This is a genomic window from Streptomyces sp. HSW2009 (assembly GCF_040240285.1).
Taxonomy (GTDB): domain Bacteria; phylum Actinomycetota; class Actinomycetes; order Streptomycetales; family Streptomycetaceae; genus Streptomyces.
In genome coordinates this window covers 1-886 of the sequence record NZ_JBEHZD010001087.1, presented here as the reverse complement: position 1 = coordinate 886, position 886 = coordinate 1, and the positions used below count along the sequence as shown (strand labels likewise).

Below are 886 nucleotides of genomic sequence, written 5' to 3'. Positions count from 1 at the left end.
CCCCCCCCCCCCCCCCCCCCCCCCCCTATTTTTACCCCCCCCACCCCGCCAACCCCCATCGGAGGCCGTCTCGGGGGCTCGGAGATGTCTATCAGACACCGGCGCGACGGGCACCGGCAGGGCCGGCGCCGGCGCCGCGAAGGGCGCGGCCGGCGCTGGGGCTGCCACCGGCGGGTGGCGGGCCTCGGTGCGCCGGCTGCCGCTGGTGGTCAAGGCCCGGCGGAACCTGGCGGCTGCGGGCGCGGGCGCGCTGCTCGTCGCGGTGCTCGGGGCCGTCGTCACGCTGGGCGCGACCTCGGGCGACGAGGGCGATCCGGACCGGGTCGCGCCCCGGAAGAGCATTCTGCGCCAGGAGGAGCCGGCGCCGGACGAGGAAGAGACCGGCGACGAGCCGAGCCGGAACGTCCCGGGCGACACCGGCCGGCCGGGCGGCGCCACCGCGCCCGGCGCTCCGAACGCCCCACGCCCGTCCTCGTCCACCGGCGCGAGCGGCAGCCCCGACGAGACCCCGTCGACCAGCGGTACGCCGACCACGGACGCCCCCACGGACACCGGCAGCCCCACCGACCCGGACCCGGAGCCGACCGCCCCGACGACCAGGCCGAGCGATCCGCCGCCGACCCGGCCCACCGATCCGCCGACCAAGCCGACCGACCCGCCCACCAAGCCGACCGATCCCCCGACGGAGCCGACCGACCCGCCGACGGAGCCGACGGACCCGCCGACCACGGCCCCCACCACGGACACCCCGCCGCAGTCGCCGAGCCAGCTCACGGAGGACCCGGGCCCCCGCTGAACGACCGCGGGGGCCGGCGGCGGCCCCCGCGCCGCGGGGGGGCGGCGCGGCCGCGGGGGCGCGGGCGGCGGGGGGGGCGGCGGGGGCCGG

1 protein-coding gene is annotated in these 886 nt (G+C 81.2%); it reads left to right on the top strand.

From position 1 onward, the window contains the following. Positions 1-187 precede the first annotated feature (187 nt). Positions 188-796 (top strand): hypothetical protein, encoded by a 609-nt coding sequence (locus AAHZ94_RS34680; RefSeq protein ID WP_349997641.1) that lies wholly within the window; start codon positions 188-190, stop codon positions 794-796. Positions 797-886 lie beyond the last annotated feature (90 nt).